Source organism: Rhizobium sp. NLR22b (assembly GCF_019685295.1).
Taxonomy (GTDB): domain Bacteria; phylum Pseudomonadota; class Alphaproteobacteria; order Rhizobiales; family Rhizobiaceae; genus Rhizobium.
This window is the reverse complement of the sequence record NZ_JABDWM010000017.1, coordinates 68,521-88,029: the sequence shown is the minus strand read 5'-3', so window position 1 is coordinate 88,029 and position 19,509 is coordinate 68,521. Positions and strand designations below refer to the sequence as shown.

The following is a 19,509-nucleotide window of genomic DNA, read 5'->3' as shown; positions in this document are numbered from 1 at the left end:
AGAAGGCATTTCCCTGACAGCCCCTTACGGGATGGGTCTATTTGAGATTACGCAATCGTGATTGCGGTGATGCGGCGTATATAAGGAGCGGTTTTCTGGACTGCAAGGCGGGAAATAGCCCGGAATCCAGCAAAACGAATGTGTTGCCTTCAATTTTCGCAGCAGCCGGGAAAGAGGCCGCCCGATCCCCCGGAAGCGTGCGATTTCTAGGAAATGTGGCCTGCGCCGGGCATGCAGCACGGAATCTCATTGACCCATGATCAGATCGAGCAGAGTCGTGCGCCGAGGCTGCACCGACGAGGTCGTCTGCGGCCCACCGACATCGCCGGGCGGCACGATGCCGTCGTAGCTTGAACCGCCGCCTTCGGCAACGTCTGCAGGAGGAACAGGGCCGTTTCCGGGGCTTGCCCGCGGTTGCCGGACAGGCGCCTGCGGATAACGCTCGGCATTCTCGCCGCCGCCGAAGACGCCGGAAATGATGCCGCCGATCGTCGTTGGCGGCGGCACTTCGGCCGTGACCGGCTGCCCGCCGTCGGGCGTTGCCTGCGCCATCGGCTGACCGCTGTTCGGATTGTCGATCAGCTGGCCGTTACCGAAGAGCGGTGCCGGCGAAAGACCCTTGTGGGCGGCGATCATGAATTCCTTCCAGGCCTTGGCAGGAAGACCGCCGCCGGTCACCTTTTTCATTGGTTTGCCGTCGTCATTGCCGAACCAGACGCCTGTCGTGAGATTGCTGGTGAAGCCGACGAACAGCGCGTCGCGCGAATTCTGCGTCGTGCCGGTCTTGCCCGCCGCCTGCCAGCCGGGAATCTTAGCACTCTTGCCGGTGCCGTTCTCGATGACGCCCATCATCATCGTATCCATTTGCGCGGCGATCTGCTCGGAAAGCACGCGCGGCGGACTGTCATAAGTATTTTCGTAGAGAACCTTGCCCTCGGCGGTCGTCACCCGGCGGATGACGTGCGGCGTCGCCTTGTAGCCGCCGTTCATGAAGGCGGCATAGGAGGCGGTCAATTCCATCAACGACACTTCGGACGTCCCGAGCGCAATCGAGGCGTTCGGCTGCAGCTCGCTTTCGATCCCGAGCCGGTGGGCGAGCTTGATCACCTGATCCGGCCCGTCATACATCACCAGCTGCGCGGCCACCGTGTTCAGCGACTTGGCGAGCGCGGTCGCCAGCGTCACTTCGCCATTGTATTTCTTTTCGTAATTCTCCGGCGTCCAGTCGCCGATGCGGATCGGCGCGTCGTTGAACACCGAAAAAGGCGTCAGCCCTTTTTCCAGCGCCGCGGTATAGACGAAGGGCTTGAACGAAGATCCCGGTTGACGCTTGGCCTTGACGGCGCGGTTGAACTGGCTCGTCGCATAGTCTCTGCCGCCGACGAGTGCCCGGATCGCCCCGGTGCCGTCGATCGAAACCAGGGCCGCCTGTGAGGCATCGAGCTTGCCGCCCTCCTTGTCGAGCACGTCGACCAGCGACTGCTCAGCCTTCTTCTCCAGCGATTTGTCGATCGTCGTATCGACGATGATGTCTTCCTTGACGTCGCCGATCAGGCCCGGCAGCTCGTCCATGACCATGTCGGCGACGTAATGCCCGGCGCCCGACCAGTAGCTCTTGGCCGAAGCCGGGGTCTGCGACATTGCTGTCTTGACCTCGGAATCGGTGATGAAACCCTGCTCGCGCATGGCCGCGAGCACGAGCTGGGCGCGCGCATTCGCCGCTTCCGCGTCGCGGGCCGGCGAAAGCCGCGACGGCGCCTTGAGCAGGCCTGCCAGCACTGCTGCCTCGCCGAGGTTCACATCCCGCGCCGATTTGTTGAAATAGCGCCTCGACGCTGCCTCGACGCCATAGGCGTTCGATCCGAAGAACACCCGGTTGAGATACATCGCAAGGATCTGGTCCTTGGTATATTTCTGCTCCAGCCACAGCGCGAGCAGAACCTCCTGCACCTTGCGCTCCAGTGTTCTCTCGGGAGAGAGGAAGAGGTTCTTGGCAAGCTGCTGGGTCAGCGTCGAGCCGCCCTGCACCATGTGGCCGGCCGTGAAGTTGGTGACGATCGCCCGGCCGAGGCCGAGCGGATCGACGCCGAAATGCGAATAGAAGCGCCGGTCCTCGATCGCGATGACGGCCTCCGGAATATAGGGCGACATGTTTTCCAGCGACAGCGCCTCGCCGCCGGTGGCGCCGCGATTGGCAATGACGCTGCCGTCGACGGCGGTGATCTTGACGTTCGGCGGCCGCTCGGGAATCGCCCATGTGCTGGCGCTCGGCATGCGCGAGCCGTAGTAGAGGACGAGCCCGGCAATGCCGATGCCGGCCCAGATGAAAAGCACGACGCACCAATAGACCACGCGGCGCAAGAAGCCGAAAAGGCCGCCGCCCTCACGCTCCCGCGGCTCGCGCCGCCGCTGGCGGGCGGCACGCTGCGGCGGCGGCTTGGAGCCGCCGCGGCGCACGGATCCACTTCCGATGACGCGGTCATCGGCGTCGAGCGAAAATTCATCATCTTCGCGGGCCGGGCGGCCGCTGAAGGACGGTTCGATTCTGTCGCCTGATTTGCCTCTGCCTGCCATCGCGGACCGGTCGCATCCCCTGTTCGATCGCGAAGCCCACTTCGCATAACGGCGCCCCTATTACAGCGCCGGGCGTGTCTTTAGACGCGCGAAGGACGCTGTAGCACTTTGAAGTGCTGCATAATTTTTTCCTTAAACTGGTTTCGATTTAAGGAACTATGCAGCGGGCGACGCGATCATCCGAGTGAACTGTAATTGCGGCGATTTAACGGGGTGTTAAAGGCCGACAAGCGCCCGGCGCATTGTCGAAGCCGCATGGTCATGACCAGAGAGATAGGGACGCGTTGCGCCGGCCGAGCAAACAGGATTTCCGGTTTAAGGAATTATGCGGCGAGCGGAACCAATAGGCTCGACGATTGTTTATGGGGAAGCGGGACAGCCCCTCACGTCCCGCGATTGATCGGCCGTCTCCCCTCAACGCGCGCCGATCGACATCAGGCCCGGTGCATCCCCCCAAGGAGCGCCGGGCTCTTTCTTAGCTCCATTTTCGCAAGAGCACCCCGTGACGCAGAAAGGGCGGCATCGCTGCCGCCCTCAATGTTTCAGTCGCAGGCGGGATCGCCCGGACGGCAGACGAAAGGCGAAGCCCTTGGATCCGGACGATTGTGGGTGTCGGCCTTACCACCTCTGAACTGCGGCAGGTCACGGAAATCCGTGTCGGTTTTCCGACGCTCGGGCCGGCGGACTTCCTCTCTGCGATCATCGTCGCGCCAGTCCCGGTTGCGTTCCCGGTAGTCGCGGTCGCGGGAATAATAACCGCGATCGCGGTCACGGTAATAATCGCCGTCGCGGTTGCGGTAATAATCGCCGTCGCGGTTGCGGTAATAATAGTCGGGGCCGCGGCTCCAGCGGTCGCGCTCGCGATAGAAATCGCGATGGCGGTAGTAACGGTCCCAATAATTGCCGACGCTGAAGGTGACCATTGGAATGCCCAGCGGGCGATAATATTCCGGCCCGACATAGACGCGGCGTTGCTGGTAGACTGCCTGCACGTACTGGCCCGAGACCCAGCCGCGGCCGCCATAGAACTCGACGTCACACCAGTTGACGTTGGAAAGGCAGCCGCGAATTTCGACCGATGATCCGGCGGGTATGACGGCGACGGCGGGATACCGGGTGCTCGGACCCGCACGCATATTGACGTTTGCCGTCGAGTAACCCTCGGCGGCCTGCGCGATTGCCGGAGCCAGCAACAGCAGCGCGGCCCCGGCTATCTTGACGATCAGGTTTTTCACGCTTCTTACTCCTCGTTGGCGTGTTTTCAGGCAGCACTCGGCTGCGTTTCCTTGGCATATGCCATCTGGAACAAAAGATAGAGCGATCGCCGGCATTTGTTAGGGCGTCATCATTCGCTTGTCTTTCAATGCTTTATAGATTGAGCGCGATGAACGTAGCTTGAACGGGGGGAGATTTGTGCTCTCATGCTCGTCCCGGAAATCGGTTGCGTTCGAAGCGTTAACGCTCTGTTAACCTTGCGGCTGCAATCTGGCGTCAATACCTGCTTGCTCCTTGACCACGGATGAACTGGCACCGAGCCGAGCGGATGACGAAAGGCCGGGCGACCGGCCTTTTGTTTTTGTTTTCCTGGTCAGGCACGCCATTGCCCTTCAGCCGGCCAGTGCCTGAAGGATACGCACCCAGGAGCGGATGCCCTTGTGATAGGAAACAAGCTCGTATTTCTCGTTCGGCGAATGGATGCGGTCGTCGCTGAGACCGAAACCGACGAGCAGTGATTCCATGCCGAGCATCTTCTGGAAATCGCCGACGATCGGGATCGAGCCGCCCATGCCGATGACGATGGCAGGTTTCGGCCATTCGTCGGAAAGCGCCGTCTTCGCCTTGGTCAGAACAGGCGAATCATAGGAGAGACGAATCGCCGGCGAGCCGCCATGCGGATGGAATTCCACCGAGCAGTCGGCCGGAATTTTCGACCTGACATAGCTGCGGAAAGCTTCGCGGATAGCAGCCGGATCCTGGGTACCGACGAGCCGGAACGAAACCTTTGCCGAGGCCTTGGCGGCGATGACCGTCTTGAAGCCTTCGCCGGTATATCCGCCCCAGATGCCGTTGACTTCGGCCGTCGGCCTTGCCCAGGTGAGTTCCAGCACCGACCGGCCCTTTTCGCCGGAGGGAATGGAAAGGCCGACTTCACCGAGGAAGCTCTCGGCCGTCTTGCCGAGCGTCTCCCATGACGCCTTGATGTTGTCGGGCGTTTCCTCGACGCCGTCGTAGAAACCGTCGAGCGTGATGCGGCCCGTCTCGTCATGCAGGCCGGCAAGCGCCTCGACGAGAATATGGATCGGATTGGCCGCAGCACCGCCGAAGAGGCCGGAATGCAGGTCGCGGTCGGCGGCCGTCACGACCACCTCCTCGCCGACGAGGCCGCGCAGTGCCGCGGCGATTGCCGGCGTATCGCGGTCCCACATGCCGGTATCGCAGACAAGCGCATAATCGGCCTTGAGTTCGGAGGCGTTTGCTTCGAGGAAAGGCTTCAAGGACGGTGAGCCCGATTCCTCCTCACCCTCGAACAGAATGGTGATGCGGCAGGGAAGTGCGCCGTTGATCTCCTTATAGGCGCGGCAGGCTTCGACGAAGGTCATCAACTGGCCCTTGTCGTCGGAGGTGCCGCGCCCGGTCAGGATCTTGCGGCCATCGCCGACATCCTTGATCGATGGCTCGAAGGGATCGTTTTCCCAGAGCTCGATCGGGTCGACCGGCTGCACGTCATAATGGCCGTAGAAAAGCACATGCGGCGCGTCGGCGGAAGCGCCGCCATGGTGGGCGACCACCATCGGATGGCCCGGAGTGTCACGCACCGAGGCGGTAAAGCCAAGGCCTTCGAGATAGGCGACCAGCCATTCGGCTGCCTTTCGGCATTCGGCCTTGTAGACGGGATCGGTGGAAATCGACTGGATGCGCAGAAGCTCGAACAGCTTTTCGAGGCTTGAGGAAAGGTTGTGATCCGCGCGCGCAAGCACCTGTTGTAGATCCGCCATTGTCGACTCCTTTTTGAAATTTGGCCGGACGATAGACCAAACGAGGAAGGCAGGCGAGGCGGAAAAGCAAAATGGGCGGCGCGAACGCGGCCATATCCGGATCGGGGTGCAAGAAGATTGCCGGTTAATATAGAAGAAGCTTCTAATTCAATTTACAGTTATTTAGTACAACCTAAATAATCTGACTGAATTCAGCTGTTCGGGGGGACGGATGTTTTCGGTCATTACATGTATTCGGGACGATCATGATTGGCGGCTGGTACTTGCGGCCGCCGCGGTTTGTCTGGTCGGCGCGATGGCAGCAATGCTGCCACTTTCGCGCGCTCAAGAATGCGATGCCGGGCGCCGCAAGCTCTGGATCGGCGCCTCGGCTTTCGCCTTCGGCACCGGCGTATGGGCAACGCACTTCATCGCGATGCTGGCCTATGACGGCGGCATGCCGATCAGCTACCAACTGGGGCTGACGGCGCTTTCCTTCCTCCTGTCGGTTGCCGGTTCGTGGGCGGCGATCGTCGTCGCTTCGGAGAGCCGCGGCAGGTTTTCGCGCATCCGCGGCGGCGTCCTGATGGCGCTCGGCATCGCCTCGATGCACCTGACCGGTATGCAGGCGATCGAGACACAGGCGGTAATCGTCTATGATCCCTACATGACGCTGAGTGCGGTTCTGGCGGGGGCGCTGCTGTCGAGCGCTGCCTTCCACGCCTTCTTCCGGTGGAGGGGCCCGAGGCGGCTCCTCACCTCGTCCGTCACCTTCGTCCTTGCAATCTGCGCTCTCCACTTCATTTCGATGGCAAGCATCACGCTCGTGCCGGATCCCGGCAAAGAGGTTCCGGCGATGGTGCTCGATACCAGTCTGCTGGCGGCGATCGTGGTGGTAGCGGCGACCGCTCTCATTCTGACCGCTATCGCGGTGGTCTTTATCGAAAGCCATCTGACGGATCTGAGAGGGCTCGCCAATGCCTCACAGGAAGGATTGCTGATCCTGCGCGATGGCAGGATCATCGATGCCAATGAACGCTTCCAGGCTCTTTCCGGCTGGAAGCTTGCCGATCTTGCCGGCAAGGCGGCGTCCGCTGCCTTGACCGTCATCCAGGGGCAGAACAGGCCCGGCGAGACCTTGCTCAGCACCAGCAGCGGCAAGGAGATCGCCGTCGAAGTGAATACGAGCCGGATCGTCTATCGCGGTCACAATTGTGACGTGCTGGCGGTGCGCGATCTGACGGAGCGCAGGCAGGCCGAAGAGATGATAGAACATCTCGCCCACCACGATGTTCTGACCGATCTTCCCAACCGGTCGTTGTTCGATACGCGCATCCGCCAGGCGCTGCAGATGGCCGAACGAAAGAGCAGCAAGGTGGCTCTCTTCTACATCGATCTCGATCGGTTCAAGAGCGTCAACGATATTTTCGGCCATGCCGAGGGCGACCGAATTCTCCGCAAGGTCGCCTCGATTCTCCGTCGCGTCGCTGATGAAAGCGATACGATCGCCCGTCTCGGTGGCGATGAATTTGCCATCATCCAGCCCGCCGGACAGCAACCGGCGGCCGCACAGAAGCTCGCAGCCGCGATCCTCGACGAATTCGCCGCCGAGATGGATACGGCGCGCGACCCCACCGCCGTCGGCGTCAGCCTCGGCATCGCCCTTTACCCGGCCGACGGACGTGATGTCGACGAGATCTGCAACAATGCCGATATCGCACTCTATCGGGTCAAACACGGCGGCCGCGGAAAGGCCTGTTTCTTCGATGCGGAAATGGACGAGGCCACGCGAGCCCGCCGCCAAATCGAAAGCGAACTGCGCCACGCCATCACCCGCAATCAGATCCATGTCTGCTATCAGCCGATTTACGGTGCGCTTAGCGGCGAGGTCAGCGGTTATGAGGCCTTGATGCGCTGGAACCGGCCGGGGCACGGCATCAGCGAGCCGGATGTCTTCATTCCAATCGCCGAGGAAAGCGGATCGATCGTCCAGCTCGGCGAATGGGTGCTGCGCGAGGCCTGTACAGAGGCTGCGCGCTGGCCGCATCCGCTGACGATCGCCGTCAATGTCTCGCCGGTGCAGTTCATGCTGCCGAACCTTTGCGAGCGGATCGAGGCAATCCTCGAGGAAACGGGGCTCGCGCCGGACCGGCTGGAAATCGAAATCACCGAAGCCGCTCTCATCCGTGACCGCGATCGGGTGATGGCCACGCTGCAGCGCCTGCGCAGTCTGGGTGTTCACATCGTCATGGACGACTTCGGCACCGGTTTTTCCTCGCTTTCCAACCTGCGAACCTTCCCGTTCGACAAGATCAAGGTCGACCGCAGCTTCACCGGCATGCTGGAACATGACGCTGCGTCACGTTCGATCGTGCGCGCAATCATCGGTCTCGGCCACAGCCTCGGCATGCCTGTCGTAACGGAGGGCGTCGAAACCGAGACGCAGCGCCAGATCGTCGTCGAAGAAGGCTGCGCCCAGGTACAGGGCTTTTTGCTCGGCAAGCCGGATATCGAGCCGAGCATCAAGCTCGCCGCCCGCAAAAGTCTTCTGTCCTCGACGGCCGACTCCGACGCGCTGTCAACACCGTGGCGGCGACCTACGCGTCTTGCCTGCGAGTAGTCCCGGTCAGAGCGCCTTGGCGTTTTCCAGCAGCCGGCGGATATATTCGAGCGTCAGCTCGCGCTCGAATCCGCGAAAGCCTTTGAACAGCGCCAGGTCCGCCTCACGCGCGGTCTCGATCGCCTCAGCCTCCATGGCACGGGCCTTCGGCGTCAGGAAAATCAGCTGCGCCCGCTTGTCGGACGGATGCGGCCGGCGTTCGATCAGCCCGTCGCGGACCATGCGCGAAAGCGTGTTGGCCATGGTCGCCTGCTCGATAGCAACTCGGTCGAGAAGCTGTTTCTGGGTCAGCCCATCCTCGGCCCAGAGTTCCAGCAGGATGGGAAACTGGCCGGGAGAGAAACCGAGCCCTACCGCGCGCTGGTGCAGCGAGCGGGCAAAACCCTTCGCCAGCTGGCTGGCAAGGTAAGCTCCCGAATCCATGCGGTTAAATCCCATGATTGCAAGTTAGGCTCAAAACCGTGCCGGAGACAATGCAGCAAATCGCAGAGGATGCTGCAAAAAATGTAAGCCGGAACTGCGCGGACCTGGAAAATAAAAGTCGCCATGACCTGGAGGTTGGCCATGGCGACTTTAAAATGGGGACAAAGGCCCGGAGAGGGGGATAAGGCCTTTGTCCAAGCCTGATGCGGCGGGGGACAAGCCGGTAATCAGACCCGCGACGCGATCAAGCGCCGGTGACATGGATTTGTGGCTACGAATGTGGTTTTTCAAGGGTCACGGTACGTTACAAATTGGTAACAGTTTGGTGAGCGGAAATCCTTTCCGCTCCTGGTGCACCGAACTTTATATGGACCTGGTTTCCTGCCCGCGCTATCCATGCACGCATGAAAAAAGGCGATCATCTCTTCCTAGTCGACGGTTCCGGCTTCATCTTCCGGGCGTTTCACGCATTGCCGCCGCTGACACGCAAGACCGACGGTCTGCCGGTCGGCGCCGTTTCCGGTTTCTGCAACATGCTGTGGAAGCTCTTGAGGGATGCGCGCAACACCGATGTCGGCGTAACGCCGACCCATCTTGCCGTCATTTTCGACTATTCCGCCAAGACCTTTCGTAAGGATCTCTATGACGCCTACAAGGCGAACCGCTCGGCCCCGCCGGAAGAGCTCATCCCGCAATTCGGCCTGATAAGAGAGGCGACCCGCGCCTTCAACCTGCCCTGCATCGAGACCGAAGGCTTCGAGGCCGACGATATCATCGCCACCTACGCCCGCCAGGCCGAGGCGGCGGGCGCCGATGTCACCATCGTTTCCTCCGACAAGGATCTGATGCAGCTCGTCACCTCAAATGTCCACATGTACGACAGCATGAAGGACAAGCAGATCGGCATTCCCGATGTCGTCGAGAAATGGGGCGTGCCGCCGGAAAAGATGATCGACCTGCAGGCGATGACCGGTGACTCCGTCGACAATGTTCCCGGCATTCCCGGCATCGGCCCGAAAACGGCTGCCCAGCTCCTTGAGGAATATGGCGATCTCGACACGCTGCTCGATCGCGCCACCGAGATCAAGCAGGTCAAACGCCGCGAGACGATCCTTGCCAATATCGAGATGGCGCGGCTTTCGCGCGAACTCGTGCGGCTGCGCACCGACGTGCCGCTTGATCTCGATCTCGACGCGCTGGTGCTGGAACCGCAGAACGGCCCGAAGCTCATCGGCTTCCTGAAGATGATGGAATTCACGTCGCTGACCCGACGCGTCGCCGAAGTCTGCGATTGCGATGCGAGCGCCATCGAACCGGCGGTCGTCCCTATCGAATGGGGTAAGGCGGCCCATGGTCCCGATCTCGATGCGGCCGAGCCGGAGCCCGTTGCCGGCGGCATCCCCGACGTTTCGGGCGAATCGGTGCCCGTGCCGCCGCGCGCGAAGGCAAAGAGCGGTGTCGAAGGCGCTTTTTCGCCGGCGGATCTAGCCAAAGCGCGGGCCGAGGCTTTTGCGGCGCTGCCTTTCGATCATTCGACCTATGAGACGATCCGCGATCTGGCGGCGCTCGACCGATGGATCGCCGATGCGCGCGACACCGGCCTCGTGGCTTTCGATACCGAGACCACGTCGCTGGATGCGATGCAGGCCGAGCTTGTCGGTTTTGCGATGGCGATCGCCGACAATGTCAGCGATCCCACTGGAACGAAGATTCGCGCCGCCTATGTGCCGCTTGCCCACAAGAACGGCGTCGGCGATCTGCTCGGCGGCGGCCTGGCCGACAACCAGATTCCCATGGGTGACGCCTTGCCGCGGCTGAAGGCATTGCTGGAGGACGAATCGGTCCTCAAGATCGCCCAGAACCTGAAATACGACTACCTCTTGATGAAGCGCTACGGCATCGAGACGAAGAGTTTCGACGACACGATGCTGATCTCGTATGTGCTCGACGCCGGCACCGGCGCTCACGGCATGGATCCGCTCTCGGAAAAATTCCTCGGCCATACGCCGATCCCCTACAAGGATGTGGCGGGCAGCGGCAAGGCGAACGTCACCTTCGATCTGGTCGATATCGACCGCGCCACCCATTATGCCGCTGAAGACGCCGACGTGACGCTGCGCCTGTGGCTGGTGTTGAAGCCGCGGCTGGCGGCGACGGGGCTGACCAGCGTCTACGAGCGGCTGGAGCGGCCGCTGCTGCCGGTGCTGGCGCGTATGGAAGCGCGCGGCATCACCGTCGACCGGCAGATCCTGTCGCGGCTGTCAGGCGAACTGGCTCAGGGTGCGGCGCGCCTGGAAGACGAGATCTACCAGCTCGCCGGCGAGCGTTTCAACATCGGTTCGCCGAAGCAGCTGGGCGACATCCTGTTCGGCAAGATGGGACTTGCCGGCGGCAGCAAGACGAAGACCGGACAATGGTCGACCTCCGCCTCAGTGCTCGAGGACCTCGCCGCCGCCGGTTTCGAGCTGCCGCGCAAGATCGTCGACTGGCGCCAGCTCACCAAGCTGAAATCCACCTATACCGACGCGCTTCCGGGCTATGTCCATCCGGAAACCAGGCGGGTCCACACCTCCTATTCGCTGGCTTCGACGACCACGGGGCGCCTGTCCTCGTCCGAACCGAACCTGCAGAACATTCCGGTGCGCACCGCAGAGGGCCGCAGGATCCGCACCGCCTTCATCTCGACGCCGGGTCACAAGCTGATCTCCGCCGACTACAGCCAGATCGAACTGCGGGTGCTCGCCCATGTGGCCGAGATCCCGCAGCTGACCAAGGCCTTCGAAGATGGCGTCGACATTCACGCCATGACGGCCTCGGAAATGTTCGGCGTGCCGGTCGAAGGCATGCCGGGTGAGGTGCGCCGCCGCGCCAAGGCGATCAATTTCGGCATCATCTACGGCATCTCCGCCTTCGGCCTCGCCAACCAGCTTTCGATCGAGCGCTCGGAAGCCGGCGACTACATCAAGAAATATTTCGAGCGCTTCCCCGGCATCCGCGACTATATGGAAAGCCGCAAGGCGATGGCCCGCGACAAGGGTTATGTCGAAACGATCTTCGGCCGCCGCATCAACTATCCCGAAATCCGCTCCTCCAACCCTTCGGTGCGCGCCTTCAACGAACGGGCGGCGATCAACGCGCCGATCCAGGGCTCTGCTGCCGACGTCATCCGCCGGGCGATGATCAAGATGGAGCCGGCGCTGGCCGAAGCCGGTCTTGCCGAGCGTGTGCGCATGCTGCTGCAGGTGCATGACGAGCTGATTTTCGAGGTCGAGGACGAGGACGTCGAAAAGGCGATGCCGGTCATTGTCTCCGTCATGGAAAACGCCACGATGCCGGCGCTCGAAATGCGCGTGCCGCTCAAGGTCGATGCTCGCGCCGCCAGCAATTGGGACGAGGCGCATTAACCGCCTCCCCAAAACGAAAAAGATTTTTCCGCTTCCCCTAACTTATTGAATTCACGACGATGTGCTTCCCTGGTTCGTATCGGAACGATACGGCTGGAAGGAACTTATTAACCTTCCTTTTCTATCCCGGTAGGGTCGTAGTTTGTTAGGCATGAGTGAGTAGCGGACGCATGCGTTTTCCCAGAACCAATTTGACGGATGCCGCAGATTTTTCCAGCGGCATTGAAACGGAGCTTCCGGAGGAAAATCCAGGCGAGAGGCCGCCGGCGCCGATCTGGCAGAGCAACTTCTCGCTCGCGCCGAATGTTCGCTTCACCCGCACGCCCGAAACGCTGATCAGCCGCCGCCGCCCGTCGAACGAGCCCGTTCGCAGCGAACCGGAAGCGGAACAGCAGGCGATACGGATAGAACCGGTCACGGTCGACGTGCCCTTCGATATCTACCTGCCGGAGCCCGCTGGAGCTGCCGCAGCACCGGCTCAGACGACCGAGACGCCGCAGCCGCCGGCCGCCGCGCTGGAGGCTCCCACCCTGCGCGTCGCTTCCGAACTGTCTTCGATTTCCGATTTTGCCTTCTGGGAAGTCATGGCCTTCGAGGAGGGCGAACCGGTACGCGCGCCCTCGATCATTCTTCCGAAGATCGAGACCGCGCCCGAATCAATTACCTCGCTGTTTCGCATCATGGAATGGCGCCCGGGCGCGCCGAAGCCCACTCAGGCGGCGTCCCGACCGGTCCAGCCGCCGGCTGCAGCGCCCGCGCCGATAGCTCCGCGCCCGCCGGCGGCCATTTCCCTGGAAAGGCCCGTGCCTACCCGCGAGGCGGCGACTGCACCGGCGCCGCAGGCCGCGCCCCAGACTGCGCCGATGCCTCAGGTCACGCCGGTGCCTCAGGCCGCCCCAGAGTCTCAGACTGCCCTCGTGCCCCAGGCCGCCCCCGTGTCTCGGCCTACGCCCCCGGTCGCCGCAGTCCTGCCGTCGCCGCGCCTTGCGGCGAGGCCTGAAAAGATCGATGCATCGGGTTATGAATTCCCGCCGCGCGCTCTTTTGCAGGAGCCGCCTGAACGTCTCGGCGAGATCATGTCGCAGGAGACGCTGGAGCAGAATGCCGGCCTTCTGGAAAGCGTGCTTGAGGATTTCGGCATCAAGGGAGAGATCATTCATGTCCGCCCCGGCCCCGTCGTCACCCTTTATGAATTCGAACCGGCGCCCGGCGTGAAGTCGTCGCGGGTCATCGGCCTGGCCGATGATATCGCCCGCTCGATGTCGGCGCTGTCGGCTCGCGTCGCCGTCGTTCCCGGCCGCAACGTCATCGGCATCGAGCTGCCGAATGTCACCCGTGAAACAGTTTATTTCCGCGAGATGATCGAGAGCCAGGATTTCGACAAGAGCGGCTATAAGCTGGCGCTCGGACTCGGCAAGACCATCGGCGGTGAGCCTGTGATCGCCGAGCTCGCGAAGATGCCGCACCTGCTCGTCGCCGGCACCACCGGCTCGGGCAAATCGGTCGCCATCAACACGATGATCCTGTCGCTGCTCTACCGCATGACGCCGGAACAATGCAGACTGATCATGGTCGACCCGAAGATGCTTGAGCTTTCCGTCTATGACGGCATTCCGCATCTGCTGACGCCCGTCGTCACCGATCCGAAGAAGGCGGTCATGGCGCTGAAATGGGCCGTGCGCGAAATGGAGGAGCGTTATCGCAAGATGTCGCGCCTCGGCGTGCGCAACATCGACGGTTACAATGGCCGCGTCTCCCAGGCGCGCGAAAAGGGCGAGACCATCCACATCATGGTCCAGGTCGGCTTCGACCGGCAGACCGGCGCGCCGATCGAGGAAAGCCAAGAGCTGGATCTTGCGCCGATGCCCTATATCGTCGTGATCGTCGACGAAATGGCCGATCTGATGATGGTCGCCGGCAAAGAGATCGAGGGCGCGATCCAGCGTCTGGCGCAGATGGCGCGTGCCGCGGGCATTCATCTGATCATGGCGACCCAGCGCCCGTCGGTCGATGTCATCACCGGCACGATCAAGGCGAATTTCCCGACCCGCATCTCCTTCCAGGTCACCTCGAAGATCGACAGCCGCACCATCCTCGGCGAGCAGGGCGCCGAACAGCTGCTCGGCCAGGGCGACATGCTGCATATGCAGGGCGGCGGACGCATCGCCCGCGTCCACGGTCCCTTCGTCTCCGATGCCGAAGTGGAGAAAGTCGTTGCGCACCTGAAGACGCAGGGGCGCCCCGAATATCTCGACACCGTGACGGCCGACGAGGAGGAAGAGCCGGAAGAGGAAGACGCCGGCGCCGTTTTCGACAAGAGCGCCATGGCTTCGGAGGATGGCAATGAGCTTTACGAGCAGGCCGTCAAGGTCGTCATGCGCGACAAGAAGTGCTCGACCTCCTATATCCAGCGCCGCCTCGGCATCGGTTACAACAGAGCCGCTTCGCTCGTCGAGCGCATGGAGAAGGAAGGTCTCGTCGGCCCGGCAAACCATGTCGGCAAGCGCGAGATCGTTTCCGGACGGAGCGAGGGCGATTGATCGGCATGAGCAGCGCCGTCACGGCTCGACGTGAGGCGCTGCACTCCATAGCCCCGGATCATCCCACGATTGTGGAACGGGCGGCGCGTTTGTGCACGACGGCCAGCAGGCCTCCGAGAAAGACCGTTCCGAGGATGAAGAGAAATGCCGCAGCGACGATGGCCGGGCTGATGTTTTCGCGAATCGACGAGAACATCTGGCGCGCGAGCGTCAACTGATTTGGGCCGGCAACAAACAATGTCAGCACGACTTCATCAAGCGAGGTGGCAAAAGCAAGCACCGCGCCCGACAGCACGCCCGGCATGGCGAGCGGCAGCGTCACTTTCCAGAAGACCTTTGCCGGGGAAGCCCCCAGGCTCGTCGCCGCCCGCTCGACACGATAGTCGATACCTTCAAGCGATGCGGTAATGCTGATCAGCACGAAGGGTACGGCGACAACGGTATGCGCTATGATGACGGCCGCAAAGGTATTCGGAAATCCGAGCTTGGCAAACAGGATTTGAAGCCCGACGCCGAGCACGACCGCTGGAACGACCATCGGCAGAAGGAACATTGTCCGCAGCGTTGAGCCGAAGACAATGCGCCTGCGCAGCGCAAGCGAGGCCAGCATGCCGAGCACGGTTGAAAGCAGAGTGGTCCCCGTACCGATCAGCAGGCTGTTGACGATGGACCGGCGCCAGGCGTCCTCGTTTGCGAGTTCCGCAAACCAGCGGGTCGAAAAAGAAGGGATGGGATAGGCCAGGAAACTGCTGGAGGTAAATGCGATCGGAAGGATCGCCAAAAGCGGGGCCAGCAGAAAAATCACCGTTGCCGCGCCGTACAGAGATTTAAGCAAACGAACTATCATGTCATGCACCTGCCGTCTTCGTCGTGAGCCGGCCATAGACGCCATAGAGCACGATGGTCGCGGCAAGCAGCACGATACCGAGCGCGCCGGCCATGCCCCAATTGGCGGAGCCGGTGGCGTAGAAGGCAATCACCGAACTGATCATCTGGTCTTTCGGCCCGCCGATGAGCGCCGGCGTGATGTAATAACCGAGCGCTGCCATGAAAACGAGCAGCCCGCCGGAAGCGATACCGCGCAATGTCAGAGGCAACAGGATATGCAGGAAGGCCCGGATCGGTCTCGCACCGAGGGAGGCTGCCGCCGGCATGAGATTTCGAGGGATTGCGATGAGGACACTGTAGATCGGGAGGACCATGAAGGGCAGCAGAACATGCGTCATGGCGATAATGACACCCGTTCGGTTGAAGAGAAGTGGCAACGCGTCGCTGACGAGGCCGAGCGACAGGAGGGAGGAGTTGATAAGCCCCTTGTCCTGCAGGAGAATGTACCACGCCGCGGTGCGCACCAGCAGCGATGTCCATAGCGGCAGGAGCACCGCGGCAAGGAGAAGCTGTCGCCGCCAGCCACTGGTGGCTGCGACCAGCATCGCATATGGCAGGCCGGTCAGGCATGTCGCCAAGGTCACGACGGCAGCCACACCGAAAGTTCTTAGAAGAATCGCCTGATTGGCCGACTCTCCATCCGGCATCGCCACGATCGCTCCCGATGTGTCGTGCTGAAGATCAACCGCGGCAAGGAGATTGCGATCGGTATAAGGATTGGTCGCCTCGGCGATCGCTCTCCAGAACGCAGCATCGTTCCATCGCGCGTCCACCTCGCCGAGGGTTGCCGCCCCAGCGCCGTCTTTGACCGCGGCGACGGTCTTTCTCATCAGAGTGCGGAAGCCCGGCTGGGCGCTGTTCAGTCTTCGGACCACCTCGCCCAGCTTCTGATCGTCGTCGATCGATTTCAGGTCGTCGACAAGCGCTGTCTGCATGTCGTCGGAGGGTGGGGAAATACGGTTCCAGGTTGAGGCCGCGGCGGTCGTCCGGGGCAGGTTTTGGCTGACGACAGGATCGGACACCGCCTGCTCGAGCACTGTCAGAAGTGGCCACATGAAGAAGACACCCAGGAACAGGGTAAGAGGAAGGACGAGGGCGAGGCTGCCCACGCTTTGACGGAAAGCGCTCATGCCGCAATCACCCAGCAATCGTCCGGTGCGAAATGCGCCACCACTTCGGCGCCGGCTGGCCACTCCACCGATCGCCTGTCGGTCCGAACCACGAAGCGGAAGGCATCGTGGTCAAGCTGTACCCGCAAGTGATCGCCCTGGTATACGCTGTCGAGTATTTTCGTCGGCAAGGCATTCATCGCAGAGCCGGTGCCGCGGGCCATAAGAGAAATCCGCTCGGGGCGGACCGAAATATGGACGCGGCTTCCGACCGAGAGGGAGCCGTAGCCGGATACCATCACATGCCGTCCATCGGCGATCTCGATGGAAGCCCCGGCTGCTCCCGTCGTCTTCACCGTTCCTTCTATCAGATTGGTTTCGCCGATGAATTCGGCGACGACGCGTGTTTGCGGGCGGTCATAGATATCACGCGGCGAACCGATCTGCTCAATGTTCCCATGGTCGAAGACCGCAATGCGATCGGACATGGTAAGCGCCTCGGCCTGATCGTGGGTTACGAACACCACGGTCAGCTCCAGACGTTTGTGGAGTGCGCGGATATCGAGTTGCATCTGTTCCCGCAACTGCTTGTCAAGCGCACCAAGTGGCTCGTCCATCAGCACGACGGCCGGCTCGAACACCAGGGCGCGGGCAAGTGCCACGCGCTGCTGCTGGCCACCGGAGAGCTGGGCCGGCTTGCGGCTGCTCATTGCAGACAGCTGCACCATGTCGAGCGCTCGTTTTACGCGATCCTCGATCTCACTGCGGCCGGTACCGCGCATCTTCAGCGGAAAGGCGATGTTGTCGGCGACCGACATATGCGGAAAGAGTGCATAATTCTGGAAAACGACACCCATTTCGCGCCGATGCGGCGGCAGATGGTCGATACGGCGGCCGTCGAGACAGATGCTGCCGCCGGTTGGGTTTTCGAAACCCGCCGCCATCATCAGCAAGGTTGTCTTGCCGGAACCCGAAGGTCCGAGAAGGCTGACGAATTCGCCTCTCTCGATGTCGAGCGACAGGTCTTTGACGACCTGAAGCGTGCCATAGGATTTGGAGACTCTATCAAAGCGTATGCGCGGCGTAGCCAAGGCGGCCCTCCGTTCGGATTATCGGTTCTCAAGGAGACGAAGTGACGAGGATGTGCGGAAGCCCCCATGGATCCTCGGCACGAGCGATCCGTGGGGCGATATTGTGCCGCTACTGTGCCAACCAGGCGTCGAATCTTTTGGTCAGCGCTTCCGAATTGTCGATCCAGAAGTCTGTATCGAGGCTGACGGCACCCTGCATGTTGGCCGGGGTCGTCGGCAGGTCCGCCAGTTGGTCGGGCGGCAGGGTCTTGCCGGCTTCTGTGTTCGTAAGACCGTAGGCGATATATTGCGGCAGTTTGGCCTGATTTTCCGACTTGCTGGCGAAGGCAACGAAGTCAAAGGCCGCATCCTTGTTTTCGGTACCCTTAAGGACGACCCAGCTGTCCACGGCGTAGATGCTGCCCGGCCAGACAACCTTGAACTTCCTGCCTTCCGAGCGGTTGATGCCGGTGATGCGGCCGTTATAGGCGCTGGTCATGGCAACCTCGCCGGAGGCAAGCAGTTGCAGCGGCTGGGCGCCCGAGGTCCACCAGACGAGGCTCGGCTTCAAGGCGTCGAGCTTGGCGAAGGCGCGGTCGACGCCTGCCGATGTCGCCAGGACCTCGTAAACCTGATCTGCCGGCACGCCATCGGCCATCAGCGCGGATTCGAGCGTGTATTTCGGCCCCTTGCGCAGCGCACGCTTGCCCGGAAATTTCTTCACATCCCAGAAATCGGCCCAGGATTCCGGGCCCTTGGCAATCTTTGCGCCGTCATAGGCGATTGCTGTCGACCAAACGATGGAGCCGACGCCGCAATCGCTGACGGCGGATGGGAGGAATGCATCCTTGCCGCCGAGCTTGCTCCAGTCCACCTTTTCAAAAAGACCGTCTGCACAGCCGAGCGCAAGCTCGTCTGCCTCGACCTCCACGGCGTCCCAGGAAGGATTGCCAGCTTTGACCTTCGCTTGAAGTACACCGATACCGCCATCCCAGGCCTCATCGAGCAAGGGCTTGCCGGTGACTTCAGAAAAGGGTTGGAAAAAAATCTTTCGTTGAGCATCCTGAAAGTTCCCACCCCAGGAAGCTATGGTGAGGTCCCTGGCCACGCTCGGCCCGGCAGCGACTGCCAATGACAGCAGTCCCAGAGCTGCAATCGTAGACCTGTTCTTGAGTTTCATTCGCTTCCCCTGTTTGTTGAGCGTCTCAGACGCCTGGTTGACAGCCACGATCTTCTGAATCGTTGGCGATCTCGTCAGCCGCGCCTGTGGGATAAGCAAAGCCCGGCTGCAGCAGGCTTGCCATGTGTCATCTCCAAGAGGCGGACGGTTTTGCTAGGGACAATGCTGGCGGATGTCCCAAGGGGCGGAAAGGCGCTTTTTGTTGCCCTCGGTGGAGACGTGGATGCACCGCTCCCAATCGACCTCCACGGCCAGGCATTGCTCAAGCCCCAGAATTCGACGGGACTCGCCGGTGAAAAAGGGGCCGGTAGCGCAATTGTCAAGTAACCGGTAAGTGGTGCATCATATGCACCACCGTGCACCACTCTTCGTTACACCGAAGGTCCGAAGCCTGTGTAATATGGAAGGCGTAGACGGCATTCCGACTTCGGTTCGGTCGAACCACTTTCCTTGTGAGGGACAGGATTGCGCAGAGGGAAATCGTTGGCAGATGAACCGGCAGGGGTTCAGAAACGCGGACGTTTGCCACCATTATCCATGGTGCGCGCTTTCGAGGCGGTCAGCCGGCTGGGCTCGATGCGCAGGGCCGCGGACGATCTCAATCTCAGCCACACCGTCATATCCCGTCACGTCCGCAACCTCGAAGCCTGGCTTGGCACACGGCTTGTCGATGCCGGACCGCGCGGCATCAGGCTCACGGCGGAAGGCCGGATTTTTGCCGAGACC

General features: G+C 61.7%; 11 protein-coding genes and 1 pseudogene. 4 read left to right on the top strand and 8 right to left on the bottom strand.

Annotated elements, in window-relative coordinates:
• Nucleotides 1-246: 246 nt before the first annotated feature.
• The 3 genes from HJC00_RS24865 to HJC00_RS24855 form a co-directional block, all read right to left on the bottom strand.
• Nucleotides 247-2,574: a transglycosylase domain-containing protein gene (locus HJC00_RS24865; RefSeq protein ID WP_210629629.1), complete on the bottom strand. Its 2,328-nt coding sequence runs from the start codon at nucleotides 2,572-2,574 to the stop codon at nucleotides 247-249.
• Nucleotides 2,575-3,116: 542 nt separating this feature from the next.
• Entirely contained in the window at nucleotides 3,117-3,809 is a 693-nt protein-coding gene (locus tag HJC00_RS24860; RefSeq protein ID WP_210629628.1) for an SH3 domain-containing protein, read from the bottom strand.
• 372 nt (nucleotides 3,810-4,181) lie between these two features.
• A complete protein-coding gene (locus HJC00_RS24855; protein ID WP_210629627.1) occupies nucleotides 4,182-5,570 on the bottom strand; it encodes a M20/M25/M40 family metallo-hydrolase in 1,389 nt (462 codons plus the stop codon).
• Nucleotides 5,571-5,781: 211 nt separating this feature from the next.
• Here HJC00_RS24855 and HJC00_RS24850 point away from each other — a divergent pair, with 211 nt between their 5' ends.
• A complete protein-coding gene (locus tag HJC00_RS24850) occupies nucleotides 5,782-8,169 on the top strand; it encodes an EAL domain-containing protein (RefSeq protein WP_221156100.1) in 2,388 nt (795 codons plus the stop codon).
• A gap of 6 nt (nucleotides 8,170-8,175) precedes the next feature.
• Here HJC00_RS24850 and HJC00_RS24845 read toward each other — a convergent pair whose 3' ends face one another.
• A complete protein-coding gene (locus tag HJC00_RS24845; RefSeq protein WP_011423544.1) occupies nucleotides 8,176-8,592 on the bottom strand; it encodes a MarR family winged helix-turn-helix transcriptional regulator in 417 nt (138 codons plus the stop codon).
• Nucleotides 8,593-8,996: 404 nt separating this feature from the next.
• Here HJC00_RS24845 and polA point away from each other — a divergent pair, with 404 nt between their 5' ends.
• Nucleotides 8,997-11,996: a DNA polymerase I gene (gene polA / locus HJC00_RS24840; RefSeq protein ID WP_221164742.1), complete on the top strand. Its 3,000-nt coding sequence runs from the start codon at nucleotides 8,997-8,999 to the stop codon at nucleotides 11,994-11,996.
• Between the two features lie 170 nt (nucleotides 11,997-12,166).
• Nucleotides 12,167-14,536: a DNA translocase FtsK gene (locus HJC00_RS24835; protein WP_221164741.1), complete on the top strand. Its 2,370-nt coding sequence runs from the start codon at nucleotides 12,167-12,169 to the stop codon at nucleotides 14,534-14,536.
• A 58-nt stretch (nucleotides 14,537-14,594) separates the two neighbouring features.
• Here HJC00_RS24835 and HJC00_RS24830 read toward each other — a convergent pair whose 3' ends face one another.
• The 4 genes from HJC00_RS24830 to HJC00_RS24815 all read right to left on the bottom strand — a co-directional run bounded on the left by HJC00_RS24830 (nucleotide 14,595) and on the right by HJC00_RS24815 (nucleotide 18,783).
• Nucleotides 14,595-15,383, bottom strand: coding sequence for an ABC transporter permease (locus HJC00_RS24830; RefSeq protein WP_210629623.1), 789 nt, complete (start codon nucleotides 15,381-15,383; stop codon nucleotides 14,595-14,597).
• A gap of 1 nt (nucleotide 15,384) precedes the next feature.
• Nucleotides 15,385-16,554 (bottom strand): ABC transporter permease, encoded by a 1,170-nt coding sequence (locus HJC00_RS24825; protein ID WP_210629622.1) that lies wholly within the window; start codon nucleotides 16,552-16,554, stop codon nucleotides 15,385-15,387.
• On the bottom strand, nucleotides 16,551-17,624 hold the full coding sequence (locus HJC00_RS24820; protein ID WP_221147672.1) for an ABC transporter ATP-binding protein: 1,074 nt from the start codon (nucleotides 17,622-17,624) through the stop codon (nucleotides 16,551-16,553). The genes HJC00_RS24825 and HJC00_RS24820 overlap by 4 nt, the downstream gene beginning before the upstream one ends.
• A gap of 109 nt (nucleotides 17,625-17,733) precedes the next feature.
• Nucleotides 17,734-18,783, bottom strand: coding sequence for an ABC transporter substrate-binding protein (locus tag HJC00_RS24815; RefSeq protein WP_221164740.1), 1,050 nt, complete (start codon nucleotides 18,781-18,783; stop codon nucleotides 17,734-17,736).
• Nucleotides 18,784-19,320: 537 nt separating this feature from the next.
• Here HJC00_RS24815 and HJC00_RS33045 point away from each other — a divergent pair.
• Nucleotides 19,321-19,482: pseudogene (locus HJC00_RS33045) on the top strand (LysR family transcriptional regulator); the annotation flags it as partial.
• Nucleotides 19,483-19,509: the final 27 nt, after the last annotated feature.